The sequence below is a fragment of the Nitrospinota bacterium genome (genome assembly GCA_016235255.1).
Lineage (GTDB): Bacteria > Nitrospinota_A > UBA7883 > UBA7883 > JACRLM01 > JACRLM01.
Genome location: JACRLM010000026.1, coordinates 1 through 25,000, shown reverse-complemented (window position 1 = coordinate 25,000; position 25,000 = coordinate 1). Strand labels below are relative to the sequence as shown.

At 57.4% G+C, this 25,000-nt stretch carries 25 protein-coding genes; 8 read left to right on the top strand and 17 right to left on the bottom strand.

All coding sequences use genetic code 11. The features are described 5' to 3' along the window. Nucleotides 1-2 precede the first annotated feature (2 nt). Nucleotides 3-392 carry a prepilin-type N-terminal cleavage/methylation domain-containing protein gene (locus tag HZB29_02955; GenBank protein ID MBI5814553.1) on the top strand — a complete coding sequence of 130 codons (390 nt, stop codon included), beginning with the start codon at nt 3-5 and terminating at the stop codon, nt 390-392. Between the two features lie 212 nt (nt 393-604). On the opposite strand, the gene HZB29_02950 is transcribed toward HZB29_02955, so the two are convergent. The 5 genes from HZB29_02950 to HZB29_02930 form a co-directional block, all read right to left on the bottom strand. After that, the gene (locus tag HZB29_02950) at nt 605-2,209 is read right to left on the bottom strand and encodes a hypothetical protein (protein MBI5814552.1); all 1,605 of its coding nucleotides are present in this window, start codon (nt 2,207-2,209) and stop codon (nt 605-607) included. A gap of 45 nt (nt 2,210-2,254) precedes the next feature. After that, nucleotides 2,255-3,043 (bottom strand): ChbG/HpnK family deacetylase, encoded by a 789-nt coding sequence (locus HZB29_02945; protein MBI5814551.1) that lies wholly within the window; start codon nt 3,041-3,043, stop codon nt 2,255-2,257. Nucleotides 3,044-3,127: 84 nt separating this feature from the next. After that, nucleotides 3,128-3,664 (bottom strand): rod shape-determining protein MreD, encoded by a 537-nt coding sequence (mreD, locus tag HZB29_02940; GenBank protein MBI5814550.1) that lies wholly within the window; start codon nt 3,662-3,664, stop codon nt 3,128-3,130. After that, nucleotides 3,661-4,512 carry a rod shape-determining protein MreC gene (mreC, locus tag HZB29_02935; GenBank protein MBI5814549.1) on the bottom strand — a complete coding sequence of 284 codons (852 nt, stop codon included), beginning with the start codon at nt 4,510-4,512 and terminating at the stop codon, nt 3,661-3,663. Before mreC ends, mreD begins: the two co-directional genes overlap by 4 nt. A 98-nt stretch (nt 4,513-4,610) precedes the next feature. After that, complete coding sequence (locus HZB29_02930; GenBank protein MBI5814548.1) at nt 4,611-5,609, bottom strand: rod shape-determining protein; 999 nt, start codon at nt 5,607-5,609, stop codon at nt 4,611-4,613. 358 nt (nt 5,610-5,967) lie between these two features. On the opposite strand from HZB29_02930, the gene HZB29_02925 reads away from it, so the two are divergent. The 3 genes from HZB29_02925 to HZB29_02915 all read left to right on the top strand — a co-directional run bounded on the left by HZB29_02925 (nt 5,968) and on the right by HZB29_02915 (nt 7,733). After that, entirely contained in the window at nt 5,968-6,117 is a 150-nt protein-coding gene (locus tag HZB29_02925; protein ID MBI5814547.1) for a hypothetical protein, read from the top strand. A 233-nt stretch (nt 6,118-6,350) separates the two neighbouring features. After that, the gene (locus HZB29_02920; protein ID MBI5814546.1) at nt 6,351-6,707 is read left to right on the top strand and encodes a phosphomannose isomerase type II C-terminal cupin domain; all 357 of its coding nucleotides are present in this window, start codon (nt 6,351-6,353) and stop codon (nt 6,705-6,707) included. Nucleotides 6,708-6,716: 9 nt separating this feature from the next. Next, nucleotides 6,717-7,733, top strand: coding sequence for a glycosyltransferase (locus HZB29_02915; GenBank protein MBI5814545.1), 1,017 nt, complete (start codon nt 6,717-6,719; stop codon nt 7,731-7,733). Between the two features lie 10 nt (nt 7,734-7,743). Here the strand turns inward: HZB29_02915 and HZB29_02910 are convergent, their stop codons facing one another. Further along, nucleotides 7,744-8,238 carry an NYN domain-containing protein gene (locus tag HZB29_02910; protein MBI5814544.1) on the bottom strand — a complete coding sequence of 165 codons (495 nt, stop codon included), beginning with the start codon at nt 8,236-8,238 and terminating at the stop codon, nt 7,744-7,746. Nucleotides 8,239-8,465: 227 nt separating this feature from the next. Here HZB29_02910 and HZB29_02905 point away from each other — a divergent pair, with 227 nt between their 5' ends. Beyond that, the gene (locus HZB29_02905; protein MBI5814543.1) at nt 8,466-9,476 is read left to right on the top strand and encodes an ATP-grasp domain-containing protein; all 1,011 of its coding nucleotides are present in this window, start codon (nt 8,466-8,468) and stop codon (nt 9,474-9,476) included. Between the two features lie 27 nt (nt 9,477-9,503). Here the strand turns inward: HZB29_02905 and HZB29_02900 are convergent, their stop codons facing one another. From HZB29_02900 to lepA, 4 genes are all read right to left on the bottom strand, one after another. Next, nucleotides 9,504-12,119, bottom strand: a complete 2,616-nt coding sequence (locus tag HZB29_02900) for a CBS domain-containing protein (GenBank protein ID MBI5814542.1) — start codon at nt 12,117-12,119, stop codon at nt 9,504-9,506. Nucleotides 12,120-12,193: 74 nt separating this feature from the next. After that, entirely contained in the window at nt 12,194-13,639 is a 1,446-nt protein-coding gene (locus HZB29_02895; protein MBI5814541.1) for an HD domain-containing protein, read from the bottom strand. Nucleotides 13,640-13,766: 127 nt separating this feature from the next. Further along, complete coding sequence (gene lepB, locus HZB29_02890; protein ID MBI5814540.1) at nt 13,767-14,342, bottom strand: signal peptidase I; 576 nt, start codon at nt 14,340-14,342, stop codon at nt 13,767-13,769. A gap of 43 nt (nt 14,343-14,385) precedes the next feature. Continuing rightward, entirely contained in the window at nt 14,386-16,179 is a 1,794-nt protein-coding gene (gene lepA, locus HZB29_02885; protein MBI5814539.1) for an elongation factor 4, read from the bottom strand. A 137-nt stretch (nt 16,180-16,316) separates the two neighbouring features. On the opposite strand from lepA, the gene HZB29_02880 reads away from it, so the two are divergent. Further along, nucleotides 16,317-17,429, top strand: coding sequence for a 6-phosphofructokinase (locus tag HZB29_02880; protein ID MBI5814538.1), 1,113 nt, complete (start codon nt 16,317-16,319; stop codon nt 17,427-17,429). A 4-nt stretch (nt 17,430-17,433) separates the two neighbouring features. On the opposite strand, the gene HZB29_02875 is transcribed toward HZB29_02880, so the two are convergent. The 4 genes from HZB29_02875 to HZB29_02860 all read right to left on the bottom strand — a co-directional run bounded on the left by HZB29_02875 (nt 17,434) and on the right by HZB29_02860 (nt 19,237). Continuing rightward, nucleotides 17,434-17,706: a hypothetical protein gene (locus HZB29_02875; protein MBI5814537.1), complete on the bottom strand. Its 273-nt coding sequence runs from the start codon at nt 17,704-17,706 to the stop codon at nt 17,434-17,436. A gap of 88 nt (nt 17,707-17,794) precedes the next feature. Then, complete coding sequence (locus HZB29_02870) at nt 17,795-18,082, bottom strand: DUF507 family protein (protein MBI5814536.1); 288 nt, start codon at nt 18,080-18,082, stop codon at nt 17,795-17,797. A gap of 13 nt (nt 18,083-18,095) precedes the next feature. Next, entirely contained in the window at nt 18,096-18,377 is a 282-nt protein-coding gene (locus tag HZB29_02865) for a DUF507 family protein (protein ID MBI5814535.1), read from the bottom strand. Beyond that, complete coding sequence (locus tag HZB29_02860) at nt 18,374-19,237, bottom strand: PHP domain-containing protein (GenBank protein MBI5814534.1); 864 nt, start codon at nt 19,235-19,237, stop codon at nt 18,374-18,376. The genes HZB29_02865 and HZB29_02860 overlap by 4 nt, the downstream gene beginning before the upstream one ends. Nucleotides 19,238-19,476: 239 nt before the next feature. Between HZB29_02860 and HZB29_02855 the strand changes: the two genes are divergently transcribed. After that, nucleotides 19,477-20,544, top strand: a complete 1,068-nt coding sequence (locus HZB29_02855) for an aminotransferase class V-fold PLP-dependent enzyme (protein MBI5814533.1) — start codon at nt 19,477-19,479, stop codon at nt 20,542-20,544. Nucleotides 20,545-20,702: 158 nt separating this feature from the next. Next, the gene (locus HZB29_02850; GenBank protein MBI5814532.1) at nt 20,703-21,782 is read left to right on the top strand and encodes a hypothetical protein; all 1,080 of its coding nucleotides are present in this window, start codon (nt 20,703-20,705) and stop codon (nt 21,780-21,782) included. 50 nt (nt 21,783-21,832) lie between these two features. Here HZB29_02850 and HZB29_02845 read toward each other — a convergent pair whose 3' ends face one another. The 3 genes from HZB29_02845 to HZB29_02835 are packed head-to-tail and all read right to left on the bottom strand — an operon-like array spanning nt 21,833 to nt 24,792. Further along, nucleotides 21,833-22,804, bottom strand: coding sequence for a bifunctional oligoribonuclease/PAP phosphatase NrnA (locus HZB29_02845; protein MBI5814531.1), 972 nt, complete (start codon nt 22,802-22,804; stop codon nt 21,833-21,835). 20 nt (nt 22,805-22,824) lie between these two features. Further along, nucleotides 22,825-23,901, bottom strand: coding sequence for a type IV pilus twitching motility protein PilT (locus tag HZB29_02840; GenBank protein ID MBI5814530.1), 1,077 nt, complete (start codon nt 23,899-23,901; stop codon nt 22,825-22,827). Between the two features lie 21 nt (nt 23,902-23,922). After that, nucleotides 23,923-24,792 (bottom strand): shikimate dehydrogenase, encoded by an 870-nt coding sequence (locus HZB29_02835; protein ID MBI5814529.1) that lies wholly within the window; start codon nt 24,790-24,792, stop codon nt 23,923-23,925. Nucleotides 24,793-25,000 lie beyond the last annotated feature (208 nt).

The following is a 25,000-nucleotide window of genomic DNA, read 5'->3' as shown; positions in this document are numbered from 1 at the left end:
CCATGCGGACTGACAATGGCTTCACACTTATCGAACTGATAATGGTGATCGTGATCCTCGGCGTCCTTTCCGCCGTGGCCATACCAAAGTACATGGACCTGCAGGTGGAGGCGCGTTCCGCGGCGGCGGAGGGTGTTCTGGGGGCGGCGGCTTCGGCCTGCGCCATTAACTACGCGGCGGTGCAGACGAAGAATCCCGCTCCGGCGCCGATCTCCACATGCGACACGCTCGCGGCGGCCATCACAGGCTCCGGAGTGTCAATCGCAGCGGGCTCGTCCGCCGGGGAGTGCTCGTTTAACGTGGACAGCAGCGCCTTCTCGTTTTCGCTTTCGGCGGAGACGGCCGCTTCCCCCTGCTCTGTGGCGAAGGTGGCTGGCAAGTGGCCGGGCTAGGCATAGATTGACAAAAGCGGCGTCCACTCCCCTCGCGGGCGGAATGGACGCGGATTGGCCGCGCTAGAACTTCATGCTTTTCCTGATGAGAAACACCGCGCCGATGATAAGGCCGATGGCGCCTAGCACAATGCTTATTTTATCCATTTTCCAGTTTACCTTTCGTTCATGACTTCCATGAAAATACACCATAAAGCTTTGCGCGCGCAACCTTAAGAGCCGGGAGGATAGCGCGTGGGGAAGTAAAGCGGGTTCTCCCGCCGCATCATCTTGGCCGCCATGGAGCCGTCATCAAACCATGTCATAACGCGCCTTTTGCCGAACAAAGTAATGTACATTTCCCTGATTGCATCAGGCCTTCCAAAATTGCTCGCCAATTTTTCGTGGACCTCCCCTCCAAGCCCCTCGGGTATGATCCAGACGCTGTTCTCCGCCATCTCCTTCTCCGGTATGGCGCCATAGCGGCGCACAAGCTGCCATGGAAGCGGCTCCGCCTTCACCTTGCCGCCGGAAATGAAGACAAGCAGGTATGCGTCCCAGTAGTCGGCGATGAAGATGTATCCATGCGCCGCAAGCCCGGGGACCATGGCGGCGGTGTCAATGAAATTCATGTTCCGCTCTTTTTCACCATCCAGCCTCTCGCGCCACATGGGGATGGAAAGGACAGCAATGGCCGCCAGAAGGAGCGCCGCCCCCCTTTTGCGCCACAGTCCCATGCACGCCCATGAGGCGAACAGCCACGCAGTTCCGGTAAAGGCGTGCAGGATATACCTGCGGTGGCCTGTGGAGGCCGACATTCCGGGTATGGCCAGCATTACGGCCACTATAATGGCCGATCCTGCCACGAACTGGAAATCGGCCGCGCTGATGCGGCGGTCTTTGAAAGCCGCGGCGAAAAACCATCCCAGCGCCAGCAGGGCGCCCAGCGCGGCCAGCGCCGAAAATACCGGCTGATCCGGCCCAAGATCGAACATGCTTGGGATGATTTTCCGGTAGAACAGCTCTATTCTGTCGTGTAGCTCGCTCATGGAGCTTATATGTATCCCGGTCTTGAGGGTGAACGGCCACTTGTGTGCCCTGAATATCTTGTGAAGTATCACCGGCGTCCAGCCCGCCGCCGCCGCCGCCACTATTGGAGCCGCCAGAAGGGCCACAGATCTGGCTCCGGCCTTGCGCCACGTTTTCGCCACAAGGACGCTAAGCGCGCAAAATCCGTACACCGCAGCCTGTGGCCGGGAGATCATGGCAAACCCGAGCGCACCGCCGAACATCAGAGGAAAACGCAGGCCAGCAACGCCGTTTCCACCGATTGCCGGCTCAATTTTCGCCCCCGCCAGGATGATCGCCCCCAAGGTGAAAAAGGACATCTCCAGGCTGGCCATTTCGTTGATCGTGAAAAGGTGCGTCGGGAAGACCGCCACGAAGGCGCAGAACACCGCCGAACGGAAAACAGGATCGCGCCCTTCGCTCCTTTCCGTAACGGCGATGGCCTCGGACATCATGAAAAGACCGGCAAGCAGAAACACAGCTCCCGCCCCCTTGATCACTATCGCGCTTGAGACCGTGGCGGGAAGGGCCAGCCGCAAAAGGGCGTAAAGATAGGGGGTGAGTGAGAACAGGTAGTCCTGCCCATACGGGAAAGTGGGGAGGTAGCCGTATTTGATCAGGTCGTCGCCGAGGATGCCGAAATCGGCCACGTCCGCGTTGACGGCGGAAAATGGATATGCGGCGAACAGGTATATGATCCATGCCGCCAGGATGATAAAAGGGGTCCGCGGGGAGATGCGCCCGGTCAGGGCAGGATTGATTTGCTTCATTGCGCCGCTACGTCTTGAGCCGCCCGGCGGCGGGACATTGGTTGGTTAGGGGCGCATGAAACGGTTGACCCGCACATGGCCAAGATCAGCGCCGCGAAGGGTCTCATATTCCATCTTTCTCCACCGTTCATCGAGCCCTGGATGGATCATCAAAATCCCGTTTGGATCGCGCAACCGCGCGAAAAACGATTCAATGAGCTTAGGGTAGTCACCGAAGCGGTTGTAATTATACACTCCCTCGAATCCGGAATTGGTGCAAATATCCTTGTGCGCCAGCATATTCCTGAGCCCTCGGCCCGGAATGGAAAGGATGTTCCGTTTCCACCCGTGCAGGCCTCCAGCAAACGTAAGTGGCGTGTAAGCGTTGCGCACGTATGGCCTTTGGTTTGCCGGCAGCGTTCCGATAAAATCGCACAGCCCTTCACGGACGCCCGGAAGTTGCTGGACGTGCAGATGGCCGTCTATGAAATCAGGAGCTCGTCCTGCTTTAGATATAAATAAATCATACTGTGCCGAGATATCCCCCTTCGCGTCGTCCGGGTTGACCTGCCCCGCATAGCACCGGAGCGCCAGTTTGCCGAAAGACATGAACCTGCCGCCGGGGGCGATGGAGCCGGGGAACTGGCTTGAGGGGATCCCTTCGTCCGTGAGAGTCAGGTGCAGACCTATGTCCGCCTTGCCGGAGAATTCCAGAAGCGGCGCAATGTCTTCCCTGCCGAGGTTTTCAAGCCCCGCCATCACCGACACGGCGGTGACCCTGCCGCGTTCAAGCAGGTCGAGCGTGGCCTTGTTTATATCCCCGGCAAGGCCGAAATCGTCGGCGCAGATTATCATTTTGACTCTTCTTTAGGGCAGGAGCCTGGAACGCGAATGGCTCAATAATGTTTTAGTTCCGGGCTGTCCCTAAAAACACATGGATCAAAGTCCCGCTCCCCATGGCTTGCTGTGCCCGCCAAAGTCGTCCTTCCACAAATTCCCGGCCCACTCCACAGTCCTGTTTATCATCCGCAGCGCCGGGAAAATGAACGCCAGGTTCATCATTATGGCCACCACCAGCGCTCCCAATGAACCGCTCAACGCGGAATAGTCCGAAAACGTCCTTATCACCAGGCTATAGACGATGTGATCAGCCACCGTGGCCCCCACCGCCAATACGCCTCGTGCCATGTTCGAGTCGTTGATGTAACTTTCCCGCAATTTGCCGACGATAAAGCCTGTGAGCCCCTTGGTGAGGGTGTTCGCCCCGGTGGCTCCGTATGAAAGGAGGTCTTCGGCAAGCCCCGCCGCCGCGCCAAGCCTCACCCCGCCGGACATTCCGTGCCTTAAGCCTCCGTGGATGGCGATAATCAGCGTCAGGTCCGGCCACAGGGGCGAGCCGAACGTGAAATTGAACGCGGTGGTCTGAATGACCAGGGCGGCGAAGATTATCGCGCCATAAGCCGCCAGCAGCCTCATTTGGCCTCCTCTTCCCCTGGCACATTCACCGGCAAGGGGCCTTTGAGTATCAGCGCCTCTTCCAGCCGAGAAAAATCCTCCACGGGCCGGAGTCTGGCCGTGAGAAACAAACTGCCGCTGGACTGTTTTATCTCGTGCAAGGTGCCGGTCAGCAACCCTTTGGGAAAGACACCCCCAAGTCCCGAGGAGATCACCATGTCCCCCTCCTTCACCTGGGCGCCGAACGAAAGATACTTCACTTCAAGCTCCGGCGAGTTGTCCCCGGCGGCCACAAGGCTGTCGCGCGTCTCCTGTGCGATGCCGTCCACGGCGGAGCGAACATCGGTGATTAAAAGCACTTTGGTCTGGGTCGCCGAAACACTCACAGTCCTGCCGACAATCCCCCTGTGGGTCACCACCGGCATATTTTCCCCCACGCCGCTCCTGCTCCCTTTGTTGAGGGTTATCATCCTAACCCGATTGGAAGGATCCCTGCCTATGACCCTGGCCGCCTCGAACGAGACATTGTCCAGGCTCGGGAAAGTCAGCAGATCGTCCAGCCGCTGGTAAGATTTGAGCCTCTCCAATATCAGGGCGTTCTCGAACGCCAGTTTGTCGAGCGTGCGGCGGAGCCGCTGGTTGTCCTCCCGGACCCCCACCAGAAAAATATAATCTCGCCACACTCCGGAGACCGACTCGGCGGTCCACCCGATGGCGTCCTGAAAGGGGGACGTGGCGGTCATAAGCGCCCTCTCGAGGAAATTGAGGGTCTTTTTCCCCTTGGCGGCGGAAAGGAACATGGAGACGGACACGGCAAGAAGCGCCGCCAGAATTATCAGGTCCTGGTACTTTTTCAGGTAATCGTTCATATCCGTGATACCGCGCCGCGCAAATTCCAAAGCGCCCCGCGCCCGGATCCGCGCGCCGGCCGTTCATCCAGGCGGCGCGCAGGCGCATGTACGGTTGTTCAGATGGAAACCTTGCGCAGAAGGTCCATGTCCTCCAGCGCCTTGCCCGCGCCCATGGCCACGGCGGACAGAGGGTCCTCCGCGACGATTATGGGCAGCCCCGTCTCCTCCCGCAGCAGATTGTCCAGCCCCTGCAAAAGGGAGCCGCCCCCCGCAAGCACAATCCCCTTGTCCACAATGTCGGCGGCCAGTTCCGGCGGAGTGCGCTCCAGCGCGATCTTCACCGTCTCCACCACAGTGGCCACCGGTTCGGCCAGGGCCTCGCGGATTTCCGTGTCGTTTATCAGCAGTGTTTTCGGGATACCCGCCATAAGGTCCCGCCCTTTTATCTCCATGGTCTGCGGCTTTTCCAGCGGGAAGGCCGAGCCGATGGTCATCTTTATCTCCTCGGCCGTCCGCTCGCCTATGAGCAGGTTGTACTTGCGCTTTATGAAATTGACTATCGCTTCGTCCATCTCGTCGCCGGCCACGCGCACCGAGCGCGAATAAACGATGCCGGAAAGGGATATCACCGCCACCTCGGTGGTGCCGCCGCCGATATCCAGTATCATGTTTCCGGAGGCCTCCGAAATGGGCAGGCCCACGCCTATGGCCGCGGCCATAGGCTCCTCGATAAGGTACACTTCCCTGGCCCCGGCGGACAGCGCCGCGTCCCTCACCGCCCTCTTCTCCACCTGCGTAATGCCGGACGGAACGCCTATGACGATGCGGGGACGCACCATCGAACGGCGGTTATGGGCCTTCTGGATGAAGTAGCGGATCATCGCCTCGCATACTTCGAAGTTGGCTATCACGCCGTCTTTTAAAGGTCTTGTGGCGACGATGTTGCCGGGTGTGCGCCCCAGCATTTTTTTCGCTTCGGAGCCCACGGCAAGAACCTGCTTGGTCTCCGAATGAACCGCCACCACCGACGGTTCCCTTAACACTATGCCGTGCCCTTTTTTAATGACTAGGGTGTTCGCCGTCCCCAGGTCCATCGCCAGGTCGGACGAGAACATGCCCCAAATGGAATCGAAAAACATCTTTTCTCCTTATCAAACCGGCCGGACGCATGGCCCGGCGTAATTTTTTTTCGCGGCCCCGGCTTGGCGTAAACAGCCGGAATTTGAATGATAAAGGTAACATTAACGGCATTGGTTTACAAAACATTTTTAAATTTCCTCAAGGTCTGCCAATTTGGCGGTTTAACTTCCCGCCCCGTATCCTGTCATGACTATATGTCCAATATATACAAGTAGATGATAAGCCCCATTTCGATCCAGACCCCAGGCGCCCCACAAATTTGCGAAAAGACCTATATTGTAGGTAGGAAAAGAAGTGTATGCGCCCACCAATGGCTATGAAAGGAGATTGATTATGGGACAGATGCTTCACTTTGGTGACCTCTATCATGAGGATATTGACCGCAGGGATGAGAGTGTTGCGGTATTGGGGTTGGTGTTTGGGATGGGATGCTTTGCCGCCGGCTTATTCGCTATCATGATAATCGGCATGGCCCTCTCCTGAAAGCCAGTCAATACAACACGTTTAATCAAATCCCGAAGAAGGCTGGAATTTTTATTCCAGCTATGTGAAAGCTAGTCTTAACCGTCCGTTTTTCCGGAAAAACGGACGGTTTTGTTTTATCGAAGTTGTTCATTGCCTGTCAGTCCATTGGCGGAAAAAACTTCACGCCCCAAAGGTCTTCGCTTATACTGGGCGCTCACGTTGATTTTGGACAACTTAACTTTCGGATTTCAATGGATTCTCCTGCAAAAGAAGGCGACAGGCCCTGGGGGCATTATGAAGTGTTGCTGGACACCGACACCCACAAGGTCAAAAGGATAATCGTCCAGCCTGGCAAGCGTATCAGCCTGCAGAAACATACCCGCCGTTCGGAGCATTGGGTCGTTGTGAACGGCGAGGCGAAAGTGACACTTGACGGACGGACCGTTTACCTCCAGCCCCATCATTCCATAGACATTCCATGCCAGGCGGTGCACAGGATAGAATGCGTTGGAAACGAACCGCTGGTGTTCGTGGAGGTGCAGATGGGGGACTATTTCGGCGAGGACGACATCATCCGCATAGACGACGATTTCGGGCGGCATGCCTGAGATGTCAAAATGAAAAGCGCCGCCCCCGGAAACATCGTGATGTTCACCGATTTCCACCGGGGCAGCTACGCTGTGATCGGCGCGCTGTACAGGCTTTCGCTGGAAAGGCTGGGAGTGGCGGTCACCGAAGTAAAAACACCCCAGACGCAAAAAGAGCGTAAGGCTGCGGCGGCCGCGTTCCGTGGCGGGCGGATAATACATAATACTATAGGGCCATGTTTCGCCCCCGTGGATGGGGCGTTCAACATAGCGGCTCCTTTCCATGAATGGAGCGAATACCCGGAGCAATGGGCGGAGCGGCTGAACCGGTTTGACGAGGTGTGGGTGTCAAGCCGTCATATCAAACTCACGCTCAGAAAAAGCGGCGTAACCGTTCCCGTGGAAATAGCCCCCCCGGCGCTGGACTTGGAGCCGATCCCCCCGAAAAGCAGGTGGGCAGCTTCAGCGCCGTTCCGGTTCCTGGCGTGCGGCGAGGCGCATTTTCGCAAGGGATTTCACCTGTTGATGGAGGGGTTCATGAAAGCCTTTCCCAAACCTGGCGCGGCAAACCTTACCATAAAAACGTCGAAAGGGTGCAAGTGGAAATCCCCCCGAAAGGACATAAATATTGTTCCCGCCAACATGCCGCGCGGCGAACTTCTTTCAATGTACCGCTCCTGCGATGTTTTCGTGAGCGCAAGCCTCGGCGAGGGGCTCGGATTGCCGGTGGCGGAGGCGATCATGGCCTTAACGCCGGTGGCGGCCAATTACTGGGGGGGACACAAGGATATCCTTGCCAAAGGCTCCTTTTTTGAAATCCCCCACAAGGCGGTGGACCAGCTTTTCTGTTCCAGGCCGGATTATTTTTCCCCAGGCCAGAAATGCGCCTATTCCAGCCCGGAGGCGATAGCCGGAACACTCCTTAAGGCCGTAAAATCCAGTCCCGCCTCGCGCCGGAAAATGGCGATGGAGGCAAGGCGGATGCTGGTCTCAAACTATGGCGCAAAAACGGCGTTAAAGAAGCTTAAGGCCAGGCTGGGGCTTTAAGCCAGCGGGATCATTTTTTCATCACGTGCCTGCCCCTGCCTTGGTGGGGCTTGTCGGGTATGGTGAACCTGTCGTCCATGGGGACGAAAAGATCCGCGGCGTCCTTTATCATGTCCGAGGCGGTCTCCGGATAGCTCCACACCTCCACCTTGCATCCCCTGTTTTTCAGGTACCAGATAAGGGGGAGATAATCCTTGTCCCCGCCGATGAGCGCCACCACGTCCAGCTTTTCGGAAAGGGTCACAGCGTCGATGGTCAGCCAGGCGTCGGCGTTTTTTATCGGCTGTTTTATCTCGCCGCCAAGCCCGGTCCAGAAACGCCGGAAATCGTCGCTTATCGTTTTATGTATGGGCTTGTAATAGATAATGCGGGTGATTTCCCTGTTTCCCAGCTCTTCTATAAGAAGGGCGTAGTTGGTCCTCCCGCCAAAAATATTGTAGCCGGAAAGCTCCACGTTTTCCGCGTCAATGAAAACGCCCACTTTCTGGTATATCAGATTGGCCATGCTATGGTCTTCCCTTTTTCAGATTAAGTATTCAAACCTATTTGCCGATATGTAAATAATAATATATCCGGTGGCTGTTTCACCACCATTTAACGCAAGCTGGCATGGAGGCCGTTATGGGCTGGGGCAGGAAACAAATAATTGGTTGTAAAAAACGCTCCAATCTGCTAACTGTTGAAGTGAACTGTTTTAGTCCAAAGCGATCAAGTCCATTGAGGGGCGGGCGAATGTCCGGCGAATTCAACATACTAATCACTGCCGCGTCCAGACGCGTGGCCATGATCCGCGGTTTCACCCAGGCGCTCGAAGATTTGGGTGTCGCCGGGCGAGTGCTTGTGTGCGATTCGGACAGGCTTTCCCCCGGTCTTCGTTTTGCCGACAAATTCCACCTTGTACCGCTGTCCAGCGAGCCTGAATATATACCAACCCTCCTTGAAATCTGCCGGAAAGAGAACATCAAGCTTGTCGTACCGACCATAGACGAGGAACTGCCGGTCTTCGGCAAGCACAAAAAGGATTTTGCGGCCATCGGTGTGACGGCGCTGGTCTCGGATGAGCGGGTGGGGCTGATCTGCAACGACAAATACAAGACCTCGCTCTTCTTCGCCGAAAACGGGTTTCCATTCGCCAAGACTATGCTCCCCGAGCAGTTGGACTTTAAATCGGTTAAGTATCCACTGTTCATAAAACCGAGGAGCGGCCGGGGCTCCGTGGACGCGTATCCCGTGAAGAACGAGGAAGAACTGAAGTTCTTCCTGAACTATGTGCATAACCCCGTGGTGCAGAATTTCCTGACCGGCAAGGAATACACGATAGACGTGTTGGCGGGACTGGACGGACGGATAATCCACGTGGTCCCCCGCGAACGCATCGTCATCCGTTCCGGCGTTTCCGACCGGGCGCGCACCCGCAAGGACGAAAAGCTTATGAACCTGTGCGCGAAAATCTGCGGGACCCTCGGCGTTGTCGGCCCTGTGAACATCCAATGCAAGATAGACAACGGCAAGACCACCTTTTTCGAGATAAACCCCCGCTTCTCCGGCGCCATCCAGTTGACCACGGCCGCCGGGGCGGACTTTTTCCGCCTTATCGTGCAGGACGCCATGGGCTTAAAACCAGAGCCAGCCATCGGGGATTTCAAGGACAACTTCCTGATGATAAGCTATGAAGAAAGCATCTTCGAGTCCAACGGGGTCAAGAAACTCCCTGCGGTGGAGAAAATGAAAGCGGGAGGGTAGCGGATATATTTATTTCAGTCCTCCAACTCACCCTCCCCCCATCCTCATCGCCTCTTCCCTTGTCTTGATCTTCCCGTCCAGTTGAGCCGCGAAAATATCGCGCAATAACGCCCCCATCCGGGCCGAAGGGGTGTGGCCGCTCTTTATCAGGTCGTCGCCGGTGACAAGCGGTTTCACGTTTTTCAGTTCGCCAAGGTACTTGATGACGCAGTTCATCACGCGGGTGTCCTGGGCCTTGGCGGCAAGGTATAAAAGCGCCTCGTCACTTACGTGGGCGAGCAAGTAATGGGTCCGCGACGGCGATGGCTCCCCTTTTCTCACTATTTCAGCGATAACTCCGGCGGCGAAAAGCCTGTTCTCCACCACTTCGTCCATCACACTGCGCGCCGTGGGGAACGTTTCCTTCAGCCGCAGCACTTCCTCGTCCGGCAACTCCTCGAACAGGGCCATCAATCGCACGAACCACGCCTTGGCAGGTTTGCGGGGAAACGCCAGATCGTGCCAGGCCAGCACGTCGTCCGCCGCTTCCATCAGCCGTTCCGATTCGGCGGTGAAGGAAAGGGAGTGGTGGATGAACTTGATCAACCCCAGCTCGCGCATCCTTTTGATGGAGGCCGACGGGCGGCGCTCGTTCAATATCGCCTTCAACTCGGCGAAAAGGCGGCTGCCGGACAGCCGATTGAACAACTGGTGGCTCACTGCGTGGCGCAGAAGCGACAGCGTTTGTTTACCGATGGTGAAGCCGTACCTGCTTTCGAACCGGACGGCGCGGAATGCGCGGGTGGGGTCTTCCACGAAGCTTAAGTTGTGAAGCACCCGGACGAGCTTTTCCTTTATGTCCGCCTGGCCGCCGAAAAAATCGAGCAATGCGTTGGGCTTGGGGCCGTTGAGCCTGATGGCCATTGCGTTGATGGAAAAATCGCGCCGGTACAGATCCTGCCGGATGGCGCTCATCTCCACGGTGGGGAGCGCCGCCGGGTGGGTGTAATACTCTATGCGGGCGGTGGCCACGTCAATTTTCATCCCTTCCGGCGAGACGACCACGGCGGTCTTGAACTTCTCGTGCGTGCGGGCGCGGCCGTGGATCCTTTCGGCCAGCTTGCGGGCGAAGTCCATCCCGTCCCCTTCTATCACGATGTCCAGGTCTGTGTTGGGGATGCGCAAAAGCAGGTCGCGCACGAATCCGCCGGCCATGTGCGCCGTGCATCCGTTCTTGTTGGCAAGGTCGGTGATCACGTGAATGGCCCGCATGACCACGGGGGGGAGCCTGTCCTCCATCAGCTTGGACACGTCGCGGGTGGAGGGCGCCACCCGGTGGGTCCATGCGCCGGTCTTTGGCTGGTTTTTGAGCATGTCCCCGTAAAGCTTGTTTAGCAGCATCCCACGGGAGATGATCCCCACAAGTTTGCCGGACTTGCCGTCCACCACCGGGGCCTGTTTCTGGCGCCGGTTCAGGATTATCTCCTCGAGCACATGGGCGGGGGAACCGGGATTGACCGTCTCAAACTCGTTTATCATGAACTCCCCGGCCGTGTGGCGCGCCATGCCGTGGTGGATCGCCTTCTCCACTATCTGGCGCGTGATAAGCCCGGCGACCTTCTCTCCCTCCATCACCGGCATGTTGTTTATGTCATAGCGGGTCATCAGCTTTTCCGCTTCCTCCACCATGTCCTTCGATTTTACTGTGATCACCCGCTCAATCATTATCTCCCCCGCCGTGGCCTGCCGTTCCACGGCGATGGAATACGCTTCCCACACCTTGGCCGCCGCCTGGGCCATGGTCATCTCCTTGATGGTGGCGGATGCGGCCGTGGCGTGCCCGCCCCCCCCCATGTTCTCGGCCAGGGTCCCGGCGTTCACTTCCTTCACCCTGCTTCGCGCCACCATGTGTATCCGCCCTTCCATCCCCATCAGGGTGACAAGGGCGTTGAGATTTTCTATGTCCATTATCTTGGTTGCCAGCGAAGCCACGTCGCCGATGTACCGCTCCACGCTGGCGGAGGCCATGGCCACCGTCTGGCCGGCGATCTGGCGGACCTCGATGTTTTTCAGCAGGGAGTTTAGCGCGTCCACCTGTTCGGCGGAAAGCTCCCGGCTCATGTAATCGGAGACGACGTTAAGGTCCGCCCCCTGCCGCAAAAGCCACGCCGCCGCCTCGAAATCCTCCGGCCGGGTGGATGCGAAAGTCAGCGACCCTGTATCCTCGTATATCCCCAGCGCGAAAAGCGTGGCCTCAAGCGGGGTTATGGCGATGTTGCGTTCCCGCAATATCTCCATCATTATCGTGGTGGTGGAGCCCCGTTCCAGCGTTACGGCCCTGGCCGCGGGGATGTCCGACTGGGCGGAGGGATGGTGGTCGTAAACGTGGAACTCCACCCCTGCCTTTCCGGCAAGGCCGCCAAACGCGCCGAGCCGCGCAAGGCTTGCCGCGTCCACCACCACAACCGTTTTCACCTGTTTAAAGTCAAAACCTTTCAGCCGGTGATGATGGAGGGGAAATTCGGACTGGACCAGAAAGTCGCGCACATTCTTTTCCTGCGATCCGGGAAAAACGGCCACCGCCCCCGGATACAGTTTCGCCGCCGCGGCCATGGATGCCACGCAGTCGAAATCGGCGTGCAGATGGGTCGTGATAACGATCAAGGCGCGTCCTTTCAATCCGGCTACCGGCATTCTACACCGGGGATGATAAAGGCGCGAGGAGAGAAGGAATTATGTCATTGATGGTCCGAATATTCCGCCGCTATTTCCTTGAACTTCACTTCCACGGCAAGAAACACCTGGATGATCGCCGGGTCGAACTGGGTCCCGTCCCCCTCCAGTATCAGCCGCCTGGCCTCTTCGTGGCTGAATGCAGGTTTGTACACCCGTTTACTGATGAGCGCGTCATAAACGTCGGCCACAGCCATCAGGCGCGCGGGCAGGGGTATGGATTCTCCACCCAATCTCCTTGGATACCCGCTCCCGTCCCACCGTTCATGATGGCCTCCCGCTATTTCCCGGGCGATATGTAAAAATGAATTCGTGCCAAGCCGCTCCTCCGCGATCCTCAGCGCTTCCTCGCCAAGCGTTGCATGGGTCTTCATGATGGTGAATTCTTCCTCGGTGAGCTTGCCCGGTTTTAGCAATATCGCGTCGGGGATTCCCACCTTGCCGATATCATGAAGCGGGGCGCTTTTGAAAAGCAGGTCAATATAATCATCGGTAAGAGGCCCGCTCATGTGCCCGCCGCTTTGTTTCAACTCTATCGCCAATGCCTGCACATAGCGCTGGGTGCGCAGGATATGCGCCCCCGTCTCGTTGTCCCTCGTCTCCGCCAGTGTGGCCATGGAATGGATGGTCACATCGCGCGTCAACTGCAAAAGCTGGTCGCTTTCACGCAAGGCGTCGATCATGCGGTTGGTGTACTCGCCCATGACGCCGAATTCATCCAGTGTGCTAACCGGGGTCTTGATCCGCCTCTCCCCGTTGGCAACCGCCGTCAGCGTCCCGTTTTGCGCGGAGAAAAAGTGGTCCAGGTTCCTGGTGTATGAATAGATCAGGTTCACCATCTCCGCCGCCACCACCGCGCAGATGAACCCAAGCTCCTCAAGGGTGGAAAAACGTTGATGGCCAAGGTCGAACGGGTTGGGTTTGGCGAGCGCTTCCAGGTCTTTGGCAATGACAAGGAAAATCACCGAAAACACCAGTATCACGGAACCAACGGCGACGATGGAAAACCGGGCTGTCAACGGGAATATTTTTCTGCCGGCCAACGGCAATGCCATCTGGTTCCGTGAAAAATGCCTGGAGATGTCCAGTTCCCTTTCCAGCGCAAGGTCCAAAGAGGCGAAGAAGCCAAGGGCGGCGAATCCCATTATCACCTTGACGCCGCTGCTGGCCGGGAATCCATACATCGCCGCGTTGAAAATCAGGATCATCGCCCCGCACGCCACATACAAGCCGCCATCCACCATCAGTTGACGCCTTGCCTGCAAATGGAATGGGGCGCTATCCACCATATTTTTCGTCAACACGGGCCTGAGGGCCATGGCGGAAAAGATAGGGACGCCCAAAACCAGCATCCAGACCGGCAGGTGAAGCCCCTCGATGAACGAGCAGACTTCGCCGCCATACAGCGACAGAAGAATAAACGTGGCTCCGTAATGGCTGATAGCCCGCATTGACCGCTCCTTTGAGCCATCGGCTCGTTTTATAAAGGAGAGAAGCAGAACTTTACTGTGTGATTTTACCGGTTAACCGGGACGAGGTAAAGCAAAGAGCTTTGCGGGGCGGCGGGCGGCGCCGCGCCTATTTTAAAAGCTTCCCGAGCCTGTTCCAGCGCACGCCATAGGTGTTGTCTTCCCATGCCCAGTGGATGATGAAAGCCTTGCCGTGGATTAGCCGTTCGTCCAGGGTTCCCCACACGCGGGAGTCCTGGCTGTTGTTCCGGTTGTCCCCCATCATGAAAAGCTGCCCTTCGGGCACCGTGACGGGGCCGAAATGATAGTCCGGCCCGGAGCTTGCGAAAGGATTTTCCTCAAACCTTGTGTATGGCTCCGCAAGGGGCTTGCCGTTTATATAGACCGTCCTTCCATACACCTCCAGGGTCTCGCCGGGAAGCCCCACCACGCGCTTCACAAAATCCCGCGTTGGATCGTATGGATACTGGAACACCACGATGTCCCCGCGCGAAGGATCGTTGAACCTGTAAACGAGCTTGTTCACCAAAAGATGGTCCCCCACCAGCAGCGTGTCCACCATGGACTCGGAGGGTATCTTGAATGCCTGCGCCACGAAAGTCCTGATGAAAAGGGCGAGGATGACTGCCACCACGCCCGCCTTCACATATTCCTTCCACAACGCGGACGAGCCGCGCGCCTCCATCGCCGCCTCCGCCTCCCTGTCAACGCCGTTCATCTTCCGTCCTTTACTTGTTGTCCGCCTTCAATATCGCGAGGAACGCTTCCTGCGGTATCTCCACCCTTCCCACGCTCTTCATCCGCTTCTTGCCTTCCTTCTGCTTTTCCAGAAGTTTGCGTTTGCGCGTGATGTCGCCGCCGTAGCATTTGGCCAGCACGTTCTTGCGAAGCGCCTTGACGTTGGTGCGGGCGATTATCTTGCCGCCGATGGCCGACTGTATGGCGATGTCGAACATCTGGCGGGGGATAAGCTCCTGCATACGCTCGGCCAGGTCCCGCCCCACCGTGTATGCCTTGTCTTTATGGACTATAAGCGAAAGGGTGTCCACCGGCTGGCCGTTTACAAGCAGGTCGAGCTTCACAAGGTCGGCCTCCTCGTATCCGGCCAACTCATAGTCCATGGAGGCGTAGCCCCGGGTGATGGACTTTAGCCTGTCGAAAAAGTCGAGCACGATCTCGTTTAGCGGCAGATGGTACACAAGCGACACCCGCTTGGGGGTTATATACTCCATTTTCTTCTGATGGCCCCGCCGTTCCATGCACAATGTCATCACCGGCCCGATGTATTCCTCGGGCATGATTATCGTCGCCTCGATCATCGGTTCGGCGATGGACTGCCGCTCGTTGGCGCCGGGGAGGTTTGCCGGATTGTCCACATGGACGACCGTCCCGTTGCCGAGCACCACCTTGTACACCACCGTGGGGGCGGTGGAAATGAGCGAAAGATTGAATTCCCGCTCCAGCCGTTCGCGGATGATGCCCATGTGCAAAAGCCCCAGGAATCCACAGCGGAACCCGAAACCGAGCGCCATGGAGTTTTCCGGCTCGTACTTGAAAGAGCTGTCGTTGAGCCGCAGTTTTGCCAGCGCGTCGCGCAGCTGTTCATATTCATCGCCGTCTGTGGGATAAAGCCCGGAGAACACCATCGGCTTGGCCTCCACGAACCCCGGCAGAGGCTCCATCGAGCCCCCTTTGGCCAGCGTCACCGTGTCCCCCACCTTGGTGTCGGCTATCGTCCTTATGGCCGCGGTGAAAAAGCCCACTTCTCCGGCGGTAAGCTCCTTGATGGGGCGGGCTTTGGGGGTGAACACCCCCATTGTGTCTATGGCGTATTCCGTCCCGCTGGCCATGAACTTGATGATCTCCCCTTTGCGCAGCGCACCGTCCACCATCCGGATAAGGCACACGACCCCTTGATACTGGTCATACCAGGAGTCCACGAGCAGCGCCCTTGGCTTGGCGGCAAGGTCCCTTTTCGGCGCGGGGATCCGTTTGACCACCGCTTCGAGTATGTCCTCAATTCCGATGCCGGACTTTGCGGAGGCGGGCACCACCTCTTCCGGCGGCAGGCCGATGATCTCCTTTATCTGCGTGGTCACCCCCTCCACGTCGGCGGCGGGCAGGTCTATCTTGTTTATCACCGGGATCATGACAAGGTCGTTTTCCATGGCAAGGTGCACGTTGGCCAGCGTCTGGGCCTCTATCCCCTGGGAAGCGTCCACCACCAGGATCACCCCTTCGCACGCGGAAAGGGACCGGGAAACTTCGTACGAGAAGTCCACATGGCCCGGAGTGTCTATGAGGTTGAGGATATATTCCTGCCCATCCTTCGCCGTGTAATTCAAACGGGCGGTCTGGGCCTTGATGGTGATGCCGCGCTCCCGCTCGATGTCCATGGAGTCTAGTATCTGCGCTTTCATCTCTCTGTCGGAGACGGCTCCGGTGGTCTGCAGCAACCTGTCGGCCAGCGTGGACTTGCCGTGATCTATGTGCGCGATGATCGAAAAATTGCGTATATTCATTCCAATAGTCGAAAAAACAGCGTTAAACATTAAATAATAGCATTTTACGCGGCAATCCTGCGATAAATTAATTAAGGCCCACCCCCTGCAAAGGCGTGTAGAATGAACCAAAACAAGGCATTGACGGGGGTTTTGCCATGGCGGATGAACGCAAGGCTCTGATAATTTTCGACGGGGGAAACGCCCCGGGATACACCGCCGTGGCCACTTCGCTCACAGAGGAAGGGGACAAGCGCGGATACGAGGTTTACGCCGCCTTCGAGGGGTTCCGTTCGCTCACCGGGGACAACTTGGCCGACGAACGGCTGATCCGCCTTGTGATGAGCCGCCGCCAGAGCTGGAAACTCAACGCCACAGGCATCCCCACCCGCTCGCTGTACCGCGCCGTGGACCTGCCGGGGTGCGAGTTCCGGTCGGAACGATACCCTGATTTCGCAAAGCCGGAAAAGCAGAAAGCGGCGGCCGGATACATACGCGAGACCGGATTCACCCATGTCATCGGCGTGGGTGGAAACGGCACGCTGGCGGGGATCAAAGCTCTCAACGATCTGTTGCCGGACATCCAGACAGGCTTTATCAACGTCTCCGTGGACAGCGACATACTTGGCGACATCGCCGTGGGCTACCTGACCGGGGCGGAGGAAGGGGCGAAGATAGCAAAAGGCCTTTTCGACGACGCATACACCCACAAGCGCATATACATACTCGAAATGATGGGACGGGACTCCGGTAAACATGCCCTCATGTCCGGTGCGGCGGCGCGGGCGCACCTTATCGTGCTGCCCGGCTTTAAGTTCACCCCGGAGACTCTGGGGGACATCGTGCGCCGCCTGGACGAGGCGGACCACGCCCTGATAGTTGTGGCCGAAGGGTATGAGCGGGAGGCGCGGGCAAAGTTCCTGCCGGAACGGGTGGACGCGGCGATGTACTTCAAACGGCAGCTTGTGACGCACGGGCTTGTGGAAACACCGCTAAGAAGGGTGATAACGGAGCCTTTCAGCCGCTACCTTCGCGGCATTCGCCCCCTGTACCTGGAATGCGCGATAGCGTTCCTGAAGGCGTTCAACCTGTTCGATGCGTTTGACAGTGGAGAATCGCAAATCATGCCTTTTTACCTGGGCGAGCACGACCATGGCATCCGCAAGTTTTCAAAACTTGTCACCGACAACAAGGTGGACGATCGGATGCTCGATCTGATAGACAGGTTTGCCATTCCGAGTTTAAGGGCGTATGTGAAACAGGGAGCCTGACGCTTCAATCTTCCTGTCGATTGCCTTTATATCCCTTGTTATGCAAGGCCAGCAATTCCGCGCTGTTCTCCACAAACAACTGGACGTTCCCGCATTTTCCGCATGCAGTGGCGTGGATATAGTTTATTGCGCTGTCCGGCGCCCACGAAAAAGAAGGTTTGGCCGGTTCCGGCTCTATCATCTCAAAATAGATTGGATGGCTTCCCCCATGGGACTCGTGCAATACGGCGAGATCGGTAACAACTTCGCTTGAACCGCAGGCCTGGCAAGTTTTCATGATGTCCGCCCCTTTTTGAAAGTCAACGTCCCGCAGGCCGCCGTGTCCAGAAAACAGCGAAAAGCCGGCACGCGGGCGCTCCGGCCCATCACCCCAGCGACACGCCGCGCCGTTTTTTCGTCTCTTCGTTATAGTGCTTGTGATAAAGGATGTCCCACTCGTTGGAGCCTTCCTTTATGTCCCGCGAGTAGGACTCGATGATGTGGCGCACGGTCTCGTCTATCTCGTCCTCGATCTGCAGCTCGTCGCGCAGCACGTTGACGATCTCCAGGCGAAGGTCGTTCTCGTCGCAGAAAAACTCCACTCGGTCGTCGTCCAGAAAGCCCCGGAGGATCAGCTTGGAAAGATGGTTGATCTTTTCCCTGGAAAGTTTCATCCCGCCCCCTCCTTTAAAGGATTATGCCGCGTTCGCGGGCCAGTTTCTGTTTTACCATCTGGAACATCTTCCGGTAGTTGACGTTGGTCTTGTCCAACTCCTCGCCCATCTTTTCGAGCATGACCTTCACCTCGTCGTTTAGGTTGTCCTCCACGCTCAGGTCCTCGAAGATGATCGCCGATATGGTCTCCATCACCCCGTCGTAATCGTCGGAATAGTCTATAAGCTCCTTTTCCGACAGCGTGGTGACTATCCTCCCGGCGAGAAAGTCGATCATTTCCTTGCGAAGTTTCATATTCCATTCCCTCCTGGCGCCATCCTGGCGCCCTTGCGGTTCACCCTCTCCTTCAACCGTTCCACGTGGCCGTAGTCCAGCCGCACACTCCCCATGTTCCTCCAGCTCATCCCCGGGCCGTGGCTGTCCGATCCGCCGGTGACAACAAGGTCCATCTCGTCGGCCATGCGCATGTAGCGCCTGGAAGTGGCGCTGTCATGCTGCGGGCTGAATACCTCTATGCCGTCCAGCCCCGCGTCCACAAGCGCGGGTATCATCCCGTCTATGTCCGTGTATCCCGGGTGGGCAAGCGAAGACACTCCCCCAGCCTCGGTTATCAGCGCCAACGCTTCCTCCGGGGTGAATTTGGGGACCGGCTCATATACCGCCTTGCCATCCCCGAGGATCGAGTGGAAAACATCCTCCACGTTCTTGAAAAAGCCGCGCTTGACCAGGTATTTGGCCAGAAGCGACCTGCCGATGGTTCCCTGTCCCACAAATTCAAGCACTCCGGAAAGGGTCACATCATATCCGATCTCGTTGAGTTTTTTCACCATCCGTTCCATCCTGGAGCGGCGGCCGGACTGGTTGTTCACAATGATCTTCTGAAACGGGGCGCTTTGCGTGTCCATCAGGTAACCCAGAATATGGACGCTTTTTTCACCAACATGGGACGAGATTTCCACCCCCGGAATGAACTCTATCCCCTGCCTTTCCGCTTCCGCCGAGGCTTCCTCTATGCCGGAAACAGTGTCGTGGTCTGTGAGCGCCACGCAGGCAAGATCCAGGTCCATTGCCCTGCGGACAATCTGCGCCGGACTTTCGGATCCATCTGAGCATGCGCTGTGCAAATGCAGGTCCGCCCCATTCTGGTGACTCATTCCAAACACTCTTTCAATCAATCTTTAACCTTATTATAGTAAACTATCAACAAACAGCCTGTAAACCGCTTTTCCCCGTTAATTTACGTCATGATGGCGTTTGCGCCCTGATGGGTGATAAAATCATCAAATCATTGTAAAGTCACAAGATAGCTACTGAAAGGAAAACCCTGATGTTCAGCCCGGTCGAATCTGAAACCATAAGGCGCAATTTTCCAATATGTTCTGAATATATCTTTTTGAGCAGCGCCGCGCTGGCCCCCATGCCCACCAAAACAAGGGACGCTGTAAGCGCTTTTGCATCAGATGTTTGCGATAACGCCTATCTGAACATGGAAAACTGGAAGAACACTGTGGCCAAAACCAGGAGCGCCGCGGCAAGTATCACCGGAGGGGGTGTTGAGGAGATAGCCTTCATCAAAAACACCTCCGATGGGGTGTCCATAGTGGCGGAGGGTCTTAAGTGGCGAGAGGGGGACGAGGTGATCATCGGCGACATCGAGTTTCCGTCCAACGTGTACCCCTGGCTCAACCTTAAGCGCAAGGGGGTGACGGTGCGGGTGGTGAAAAGCCGGGACGGCCGCGTGACGCCGGACATGATCGCCGAAGCGGTGACAGGCAAGACCCGGATCGTGGCCATATCGTCCGTGCAGTACATCACAGGATACCGGGCGGACCTGGCCGCATTGGGCCAGATGGCGCGGGACAAGGGATTCCTCCTTTGCGTGGACGCCATACAGTCCCTCGGCGCCCTGCCGATGGACGTGAAATCTTTCGGGATAGACTTCCTGGCGTGTGGCGGCCACAAGTGGCTGTGCGCCCCGGAGGGGATCGGGATATTCTATTGCGCCAAAGAGCGGATGGAGCTTCTGGACGTCACCCGCGCCGGATGGCACACGGTGAAGGACTGCTACAACTTCGGCCATATAGATTTCACATTGCAGCCCACCGCCGAACGGTTCGAGGAGGGGACGCCGAACATGATGGGGATTCACGGGCTGAAAGAATCTCTGGCGACGGTGACCATGATGGGGGTGGAACGCAACGAAGAACATATCCTGGCGTTGAACCGGTTGCTGGGCGAGCGGTTGACGGCAAAGGGATTCAACGTACTTTCACCGATTGGACGGGGGGAACGGTCCAACATCCTTATATTCACCGCCAAAGACCCGCGCGACAACGGAGCCCTTGTGAAAAAGCTTCACGCGGCAAAAATAATGGTGATGGAGCGTGGCGCCGGGATTCGGGTGGCGCCCCATTTTTTCAACACGGCGGAGGAGATCGAAAAGCTTATGGAGATTTTATAGGGCGCACACACCGCCGCATGGTCATATATTGGACGATTCCGCGGAAATTCCCTGTGGCAAAGATATCCCAGCCCACTCAAAACCTGTTAAAATAATGAAGCTTGCGCCGCGCCAGGGTACGCGCCGCGCCCCGACTTCACCTTTGAGGGTTGTGTTTTATGTGGTTGCACAAGAACGAGCTTGGCCGGGACGAGAAAAGGGTGCGGGCGCTTTACAAATACCTCCGGGACGAACTGGAGAGTCATTTGGTGGACTTCGCCCTGGTGGACTCGTACAAAAATTTCCTTCAGGCCGGCGTCCCCTATCCTTTTGTAGAAAAGCGCGAATTGAAACCCAGGGCCAAAGTGGTGGAGCAGGAAAACCAGTTGATGAACGGATTCATCGCCATATTCTCCGAAGGCGCCTTCCCCCCCGAGATGAAAAAGAACATACGCTTTTTCGACGACAACAAGGTGACCAAGGAAAACCTTGGCGAACTGAAGCTCACCGGCATGAACTTCGCCGACAGGTTCCAGACCAAGCAGAAATATTTCGAGACCACCGGGTTCATGGAGCTTCTGCGCAACCTTCTGCCGGTGGACTACGCCCTGCTCATACAGAGGGATATTTCCATAAAGCACAAGAACAGGTTTTACCTTTCCCACTACCACGTGCGGATAGACTGGATGCTCGACGACGCGGCCGAGGCGCTGGGCAAGGAATTGCGCTACGTCTCCAAGGACATTTACGAGAAAGGGGACAAGAGCGCCCAGGAGATGGTGGAAAAACTTTTCGAGTATTACTCATTCCACCACAGCGTCTCCGGCAGGAGGACGGCGGCGGTGCTTGCGGCCCAGTTCCTGCGCCAGGCTCCGTTTTACAGCACGGTGTTCGTGTCGTCGTCGGAAAGCAGGACGATGACCAAGATCGCGGAGAACGGCATCGCCAAGTACACCCTGATAAAGCTGGAGAACGACGACATCGCCTGGATCGAGCATCATCCCAACGGGAATCCGGATTTCCGCCGCAAGTTCCTGATCCACGAAACGGAGGATTTTGGCGTGGCGGTGCTCATGGTGGTGTACGCCCATAACGAACACAGCAAAGCGCCGACGGACGGCAGGTTGCGCGAGATAAAAGGGGATGTGGCGTGGCTTCGGATACGAAACCAGCTATTGATCCCCAAATCAGACGAGCGGCTGACAAGGCCGATCCGGTACCAGACCATTTACGACCAGCAGGACCCGATGGCCAGTTAGGGAAATTTACGCCTGGCTGTGAAGATATTTGCCTTGAAGATGAAAGTGGCCTAAAGCGCTTTTGCTATCTCCCCCAGCAGTTTCTTCTTCGCTTCTTCCAGCGGTGCGTTGATGGTGCAGCCGGCCGCCTTGGCGTGGCCGCCGCCGCCGAATATTCCCGCCACGGCGTTCACGTCGAAATCGTTCTTCGCCCGCAAACTGGCGCGGGTGACGCCGGGCTTCACTTCCTTGAAAAACACCGCCACCTCCACCCCCTCGATGGCCAGCGGATGGTTGACGAACCCTTCCGTGTCCACTTTCTTCCACTCTTCACTATTTATATATTCGAGCCCGAATTCCGCCGTGGCCACTTTGCCCCCTGCGTGCAGTTGGATGGACTCGATCATTTTGCCCAGCCCCTTGGTGGTCTCGAATGTGTTGGTGAAGAACAGCCGCTCGGCGATCTTGTGCGGGCGCGCCCCGGCCGCCACCAGGTCCGCCCCGGCCCGCAGCACCTCCGGCGAAGTGTTGGAAAACCGGAACCGCCCGGTGTCTATCAATATCCCGGAATAAAGGTACTCCGCGCAGTCCCTGTCCGGAGTAAGCCCCAGGGCGCGCACGAAGCGGTATATCATCTCGGCGGACGCGGCGGCGGTCTCGTCTATATAGTTCACATCGCCGAATTTTTCGTTGGAGACGTGGTGGTCTATCACCATAACTTTCGCACCACCGGCGATAAGCTGCGCGGCCTTGCCCAGCCGCTCTATGTTCGGGGCGTCCACGGTGATCACCGTGTCGAATTTTTCCAACGGCGCCGTGGCGGGGCCGATCCCCTTCACCCATCCGTAATTTCCGAAAAAATCATACATGGCGGGAGGATCGGACTCTATGACGATCTCCGCTTCCTTGCCAAGGCGCACAAGCGCCCATTTTAGCCCCATGGCCGAGCCTATCCCGTCTCCGTCCGGGTTCACATGTGTGGATATGAGGAACCGCTTGTGGGCCGAGACGAACCCAAGCGCCTCGGCCGGTACATCGAACATGGGAAGCGCCTTTCTTTTTTTTAACCGAAAACGTCCGGCGGCTCCTTGAGGAAGTTGACGAACCGCTGTTTTTCTATCGATTTTGCGTATGCGTCCTCCGCGCCGATCCACCCCTTTTGCAAAAGCTCCAGGATCGCGTCGTCCAAAGACATCATCCCGAACTTCTTGCCGGTCTGGATCACGGAGGGTATCTGGAAAGTCTTGCCTTCGCGGATAAGGTTGCCCACCGCCGGGGTGCAAACAAGTATCTCCAGCGCCGCGCAGCGCCCTTTTTTGTCCACCCGCCGGAAAAGGTTCTGGGCGATGACCGCCTTGAGAGATTCTGAAAGGGTGGTGCGGATCTGACCCTGCTGGTTGGCGGGGAACACGTCTATCACTCGGTCCACGGTCTTGGCCGCGGACTGGGTGTGCAGCGTTCCGAACACAAGGTGCCCCGTGGACGCCGCCTCAAGGGCCAGTTGTATCGTCTCCAGGTCGCGCATTTCGCCTACGAGTATGATGTCCGGGTCTTCGCGCAACGCCCCGCGCAACGCCGAGGCGAACGATTTTGTGTGTGTCCCCACCTCGCGGTGGTTGACGATGGCCTGCTGGGACTTGTGCACGAATTCTATCGGGTCTTCCACGGTGAGAATGTGGTCTTTGCGCACCTTGTTGGCGTGATCCACAATGGCTGCCAGCGTGGTGGACTTACCAGACCCCGTCGGCCCCGTCACCAGCACAAGGCCCTTGTTGAGCGTCGCCAGCTTTTTGAATATAGGCGGCAGGCCAAGCTGTTCGGCGGTGAGCACTTCCGACGGAATCTGGCGGAAGACGGCGGCGATGCCGTATTTCTGCATGAAGAAGTTTGCGCGGTACCGCGCCAAGCCTGGAATTTCATGGCCGAAGTCCAGGTCCCCCGTTTCTTCGAAGTGTTTCACCTTCTCCTCGGGGCATATCTCATAGAGCATGGCCTTCAGCTCTTCGCTTTCGAGCACCTTGTACTTCACCCGCTCCATTTCGCCGTGGATGCGAAGCACTGGCTGCTGGCCGGAGACCAAGTGCAGGTCCGACGCCCCCTGGTCAGCCATCAATTTGAAAAACGCGTCTATTTTCGCCATTTCATTATTCCCCGAGGCTTGTTATTTTATTTCCAGTCCGCGCTCCACCGCCGCCCTGACTTCTTTGTCAGGGAACCTAAGGCCGGTCCACATCTCGAAAGCCTTTCCTCCCTGATGTATCAGCATCCACAGTCCGTCCAGCGTCCGGGCGCCCGCCGCCGCCGCCTTTTTCAGCAAAGGGGTCATAAGCGGGCTGTACACAATGTCCACCACCAGTTGGCCGCTTCTTATATGCCCGGCCCCGGGAGGGACGCCTTCAGGATCCGTCCCCCCTTCCATCCCCATGGAGGTGGTATTGACAATTATATCCGCGCCCCGCACGGTTTCAATCAAACTTTTGGTCTCGTCAAATCCCATGGCCGAAAAGCCGGCCCCGCCGCCTAATTTGGCCACCATCTCCCGGGCGGTGTCGCAGGTTCTGTTCACCACCGCAAGGCTCTCCACCCCGCCGTTCACAAGTCCGCGCGCCACAGCCCTGGCCGCCCCCCCGGCGCCGTAAACAAGCGCTTTTTTGTATGATAAATCCGTCATCCCGGCGTTTTCCGCAATCGACCGGATGAATCCATAAACGTCAGTATTGTGGCCACGGAGTTTTGCGCCCCGCCGCACGATGGTGTTCACGGCGCCGATGGCCTGGGCGTCGTGGTCTATTTCGTCCAGAAGCTCCATCACCGCCACCTTGTGCGGGACGGTGACGTTAAGCCCGGTCATGGCCCCGTCGCGGAACCTGCGCATGAACGTGGCCAGATCGTCCGGTTTGACGTCGAACCTTTCATATGAGAACTCGCCCGGCCCCAGCCCGTTGGCCCTCGCGGCGGCGGCGTGCATGACGGGGGAAAGTGAATGGCCGATAGGATGGCCGATGATGCCCAGGGAATAACGCTCTTTCATTGAAACTTGTTTGGCCCGCCGCTCAGGTTATCGCCGCATTTTACCCCCCGCCGCCTCCCCTTGCAATCGAGACCTTTGCATAATTCCAGCATCGTGGTTTTGATCCATCATTTACCCCGTAATTGCGGATTGACGGCCTCTTTGCGCTCAGACAACGACTGTTTTGTGCCCCCCATGGAGCCCGCTTTAGCCTCGTTTTCCCGCTCCC